We start from the raw sequence: 6,196 nt of genomic DNA on the forward strand, positions 1-6,196 counted from the left end.
GAGGCTACCCAGTGGGAAGTACTTTACGGTCCTGCCGGATTTAATATTGAGACGGAAGGTACATCTGTTACTGTAAATGATGTTGCCGAGGTAACATTAGACGAACTTGATGCCAATACTGAATATCATGTTTATGTTCGTGCCGTTTGTGGTGACGACTTCACAAGTGAGTGGGAAGGTCAGCAGGCATTTGTAACCCTTGAAGAGGCGACTTGTGCTGCTCCATCTGCTATAGAAATTTCAGAAATCACAGCTTCAACCGCTATGGTATCTTGGACAGAGAATGGTGAGGCTACCCAGTGGGAAGTACTTTACGGTCCAGCCGGATTTAATATTGAGACCGAAGGTACATCGGTTATCGTAAACGATATTGCCGAAGTGGTATTAGAAGAACTTACAGATAATACAGCTTATGATGTGTATGTTCGTGCCGTTTGTGGCGAAGAAATGACAAGTAGCTGGGAAGGCCCTGAAGTGTTCACAACACAACTACTTGGACTTAACGACAATGTAATAAAAGGCTTTGTATTATATCCTAACCCAACTACGGGTATAGTTAGGATTAATGCTCAGGATATAATAGAAAATGTTGCGGTTTATAACCTTGCAGGACAAAAGTTAACAGAGGTAGAAGTAAATGCAGCAGCATCACAAATAAACTTATCCCAGCTTCCTGTTGGTGTATATGTAATGCAGGTTACAGCATCGGGCAAAACAGGAACTTATAAAATAGCAATAAAGTAGTTTTTTCCTATCTAAACTGTTGAAAAACCTGCCCTGAGATATACACTGGGGCAGGCTTTCATTTTACTTACTCTACTATTTATGAAAAAAAATATAAGCAAAAACATATTTAATGTTTTTAAGGCCAATATTGGCTTTTATGCTAAAAATACGATTAAAACATCATGTTTTGTTTTCTCATTAATGTTGGCAAATCAGTCAAACGCTCAGGAAACAACCATTACGGTTTTTGATGATGTTATTTTTTATGGTGGTTATACAGCTACATTAAGCGAAGAGGATTTGTATGAGCCTATGCCGGCAGAGGTGTTAAGGCATTCTAATTCCCGATACGCGAGAAAACTGACCGATACCGAACTGGATGCTATGGGCAATACACTGGATATCGACCTGCAAATAGGTGCTGCCTGCGATAACTATGACAGGCTTTGCCATGTATTTTTGGCCTTTACACCAAAAGAGGCAACCTCTTATGTGTCTGAAGAAGTCCCAAGGGTAGAAATAGCCAGGCTGGTAACTCCTTTTATGAACAAAAACTATTCGCCAACAACGTTGTCTTATGAATATACTGCGAATAATATTAGCGAAATAGTAACCAATACATCCATACGTAATACCTATGATATTTGGGTAGAACTACAATTGTTTGGTACTACGGGAGCAGGGCAGGAGCAGGTAGCCGGCTGCTCTGGACATCTTGATACTTTTAGGGCAACCCTTAATTTTACATCAAATACTGATGATCAGATTACCTATACAGATGATTTGGTATTTATGCCACTGGTAACCAATAGCAGGCTTAACAATTATAACGCTACTGATGTAACGGGTGAAACAACTAAGATAATCGACTTTACACTTACAGAAGAGACAGATAATTTAAAACTGATCCTGATTACCTCAAACCACGGGGCAAATTCGGGAGGAGAAGAATACGTTCGTCGCAGGCACTATGTTTATTTAGATGAAACGCTTATCTATGAGTATACCCCGGGAGGTAAATCATGTGAGCCTTATCGACAGTATAATACGCAGGGCAATGGTATTTATGGGGCATCACAACTACCGTTAAGAGGCTGGATATACTGGAACAACTGGTGTCCGGGCGATCGTATCCCTACTTATGAAATTGATTTGGGTACCTTACCGGCCGGTGAGCACTCAGTTACAATCGATGTGCCCGAAGCTGAGTTTGTAGATTCTCAGGGATACATCCCGGTATCGGCTTACCTTATAAACAGGGAAAGCGGAGCTATTCCTATATGTCCCCAGCCAACAAATCTTACTGCAGAGGCGATTTCAGGCCATGAAATTTTTGTGAACTGGGATGAAATAGGTAATACTGAAGAATGGGAAGTACTGTATGGTAAAATATACAATTCGGCAGGACAGGTAACCAATACTGTTTTAGCACAGGAAGATTATTTGCAGGTTACAGATGGCGAAAGTGAGGGTACCGCTACCGAAAATGTGGCACCAAGTACTGTTTATCAGGTTTTTGTGCGATCTAAATGCGGCAATGGGGAAAATAGTCGTTGGTCTCAGGCTATATACCTTCAAACACAGCAACTTTCTCTTCAGGAAAACATACTGGACTCATTCAAATACTACCCAAATCCGGTTAGTGATAATTTAATGCTTCAGTCCAATAATGAGGCAATTAGTGGTATAGCCATTTACGACCTACAGGGCAGGCAGGTACTGCAGGAAAATATTGGCAGTACTCAGGCAGTGGTTAATATGGTAAACTTCCCTACAGGTATTTACTTTTTGAAGGTAAATATAGGAGGGAAAACACAAACCTATAAGGTTGAAAAGCAATAACACTAATCAATTGACAAATGAAGAATAATCTGGTGCTATTCAATAAACAGGTACTGCTGCTTTTAGCAGCATGCCTGTTGTTTTCAGTAAAAAGCTTTGGGCAGTTAACGCCTACTTTTGTAAACAATGCTTCTGCAACGGGAGACAATTGCTACACTATAACAACAAATCAGCAATCCAATTCGGGAGCTGCATGGTATGATAACCCTATAGATCTTTCACAGGATTTTGACATCGTATTTAATGCCTATTTCGGATCAAACAGCAATGGGGCAGACGGAATGACATTTGTTCTAAAGACTACCCCCGATGCTGTTATAGGTATAATAGGAGGAGGAATGGGATATAGAAACCTTCCTGACCAACCATCTCTGGCAGTAGAGTTTGATACCTTTAAGAATAATAATACAGCCTCGGGGGAGGTTATAAGTGATCCTTTTTTTAATCACGTTGCCCTTCAGACAAATGGTAATACAAGCCATGTCTCGCCGGATAATTTGGTCGCTCCCGTTCAGGCTTCTCCAACTTCAACTAATATTAAGGACGGACAGGAACATGAGGTAAAAATATTATGGCGTGCCGAATTGCAAACTTTTACGGTTATTTTTGACTGTTCTGAACGTTTTAGTTATACAGCAGACATTGTTAACGATATTTTTGAAGGCAATTCTACTGTTTATTTTGGTTTTACAGGTTCAACAGGCTCTCTGTCAAATGAGCAGTATATCTGTTTTCAGTACATTTCATTTTTAGATAATCAGATTCAGGATCAGGTAGCCTGCGCAGGTGAACCTGTCGATACTATAGATGCGACCTATGCAGGTGCCGTGAGTTATCAATGGTCACCTGTAGAGGGGGTAAGTGATCCAACCATTGCTAATCCGGTTTTTACGGTTTCCGAAACTACAACTTATACACTTACTATTACAGATAATTGCGGCCTTACAATGGAAAGAGAGTGTACCATTACTGTAGCTAATCCAACAGCCGAAGTAACAACAGTACAACCTTCAGTATGTAATGGAGAAACTGCCGATTTTGTAATAACAGGCACACCAAATACTGAGGTATCTTATAACATAAACAACGGTGCTGAGCAAACGGTTATATTGGATGCTTCAGGCGAAGCTACAGTAAGTACTCAGGCAGATGATAGCCAAACCATAAATCTTGTGAGTGTAACCTTAGCAGAACCTCCGTTTTGTGAAATAGGCCTAACAGGGACAGCTACAGTAGAAGTCTTTACTGAAGACGCTTCATTTTACATGACAGCCGGTTGTGAGGGGGCTACGGCAGCTGTTACAGGAGCTGCGGGTGGAGTGTTTACTTTTAACCCTGTTCCGACAGATTCAGCTATGATAAATTCTGTAACAGGAGAGATTACCAATGCTTTGGCAGGTGCATCATATTCTGTTCAATATACTACGCCAAACTGTCTTAATACAGCAATAGTTCAGATAACTGTTTATCCTGAGGTAACTTTTAATATGGCTTCAAACCTTCAGCTTTGTGATACTAATGGCGATGGGATTACGAGTTTCGATTTGACACAGGTAGAAGACGAGGTACTTACTAATGACACTGATATGGTAAGTTATGCTTACGATAATAACGGAAATATGGTAAGTATTGCAAGTCCGTCTGCTTTTGAGAATACGCAGCCGGGAGGACAAACCATTTGGTTAACAATAGAAAATCAAAACGGATGTACTGCAACTACAAGCTTTGACCTTATTGTAGATCAATGTTTTATTCAAAAGGGAATATCACCAAACGGAGATGGTATGAACGACTTTTTTGACCTTTCCGGTTTTGGTGTTAAGGAGCTTACTGTTTTTAACCGCTATGGCGAAAAGGTGTATTCCTATTCCAATTATACTACCCAGTGGGAAGGACAGTCAAATAATGGTAATGAGCTGCCTACAGGTACCTATTACTACGCCATAAGCTTTTCTGACTCTAACCCTACTTATGGAGCAAACCATACAGGATGGGTGTATATAAACAGGCAGGAAAACTAATGCCTAAGCTGTAATTACTAACCTAATTACAGTATAAAAATTGTTATTTAAAAGATAAAGAGCATGAAATCACTACCACACTTTATACCGAGTTACTTATCCCGAATTTTTATATTCGGGATTTGTTTCTTTTTATCGTCTCAGGTTTTTGCACAGCTCACGCCATCCTTTGTAAACAATGCATCTGAAATGGCAAACGGTTGTTACAGGATAACCAATAATGCACAATCTAATTCGGGAGCAGTTTGGTATAATAACCCAATCGATCTTAACAATGATTTTGAGATTGTATTCAATGCTTATTTCGGGGCAAATTCCAATGGTGCAGACGGTATAACATTTGTAATGAAAACAACATCGACCCCTGTTATAGGTATAATAGGTGGAGGACTGGGTTATAGGGATTTGCCCGATCAGCCTTCTCTGGCGGTTGAATTTGATACTTATAAAAATACAAATACCAGTAGCGGATTATTTGTAAACGATCCGGTTTTTGATCATGTAGCACTCCAAACCGCAGGGAATATCTCCCACGCTTCAGTAAATAATCTTGTGGCTCCGGTGCAGGCATCGCCTACATCTACCAATATTAAGGATAATACAGAGCATGAGGTTAAAATACGATGGAACTCATCTTCACAAACTTTCAAAGTTATTTTTGATTGTTCCGAACGGTTTAGCTACACCGCCGATTTAATAAACGATATATTTGACGGGACTTCAAATGTTTATTTTGGTTTTACCGGATCAACAGGAGGACAGTCTAATCTACAATATGTTTGTTTTCAGTATCTGTCATTTTTGGAATCAGGACTTGAAAATCAGGTTATTTGCGCAGGAGATTCGGTAGATACTATAGACGGGACATATACAGGGGCTGTAAGCTATCAATGGTCGCCAATAATAGGAGTGAGTAACCCGTCAATCCCAAATCCTGTATTTTCTCCGGCACAAACTATTACTTATACACTAACCATAACAGACAGTTGTGGAGATACCTTAGAGCAGGATGTAACGATAGAAGTATCCCAGCCATCGGCAGTTGTAGGGATAATAGAATCGCCTGTTTGTAGCAGTACCGGAGAAGCACAGTTTCTTATTTCAGGAGAACCGGATACTGAGGTAACTTATAGTATTAATAATGGTATTGAACAAAACGTTATAATTGATGATACGGGTAACACAACAGTTTCGGTAACCGATATGACAGAGGATGTAACCATTAATTTGGTTAGCATAACAATGCTGAGTTCGCCATTTTGTACTTCAACTTTAGCTGAAACTGCTACAGTAGAGGTAGTGTTAGACGATGCTTCATTTTTTTTAATCCCGGGATGTGATGGTGCTACGGCAACAGTTACCGGAGTAACGGGAGGTGTTTTTGATTTTAGTGAGCCACCAATTGATGATGCAGTCATAGACCCGGCCACCGGAGAGATTACGGGGGGTACTCCTGAAGCTACTTATTTTGTATCCTATACCACAAATGGCTTTTGTTCTAACACCAGTATAGAACAGGTTACTTTATTCCCCCTTCCCACCATCCCTTCCCCAATCACGAACTACGTTCAGTGTGACCAGACGGACCCTGATGCCAATGATGGTAT

Annotated in this window: 4 protein-coding genes; all 4 read left to right on the top strand. The window is 40.3% G+C overall.

The features are described 5' to 3' along the window. On the top strand, positions 1 to 744 hold a 744-nt coding region (locus ABS768_RS17355), incomplete at its 5' end, for a fibronectin type III domain-containing protein (RefSeq protein ID WP_408076224.1). Between the two features lie 81 nt (positions 745 to 825). Further along, complete coding sequence (locus ABS768_RS17360; RefSeq protein ID WP_408076225.1) at positions 826 to 2,568, top strand: peptide-N-glycosidase F-related protein; 1,743 nt, start codon at positions 826 to 828, stop codon at positions 2,566 to 2,568. 17 nt (positions 2,569 to 2,585) lie between these two features. Next, positions 2,586 to 4,589, top strand: a complete 2,004-nt coding sequence (locus ABS768_RS17365; RefSeq protein ID WP_408076226.1) for a lectin-like domain-containing protein — start codon at positions 2,586 to 2,588, stop codon at positions 4,587 to 4,589. A gap of 63 nt (positions 4,590 to 4,652) precedes the next feature. Further along, positions 4,653 to 6,196: L-type lectin-domain containing protein (locus ABS768_RS17370; RefSeq protein ID WP_408076227.1), on the top strand; the 1,544-nt coding region annotated here is incomplete at its 3' end.

This window comes from Flavobacterium rhizophilum, from assembly GCF_046000485.1.
Classification (GTDB): Bacteria; Bacteroidota; Bacteroidia; order Flavobacteriales; family Flavobacteriaceae; genus Flavobacterium; species Flavobacterium rhizophilum.

Bases quoted from the DNA above. Each gene is read 5' to 3' on its own strand.
- ABS768_RS17360 (WP_408076225.1), top strand. From the start codon at position 826: ATGAAAAAAAATATAAGCAAAAACATATTTAATGTTTTTAAGGCCAAT.
- ABS768_RS17365 (WP_408076226.1), top strand. From the start codon at position 2,586: ATGAAGAATAATCTGGTGCTATTCAATAAACAGGTACTGCTGCTTTTA.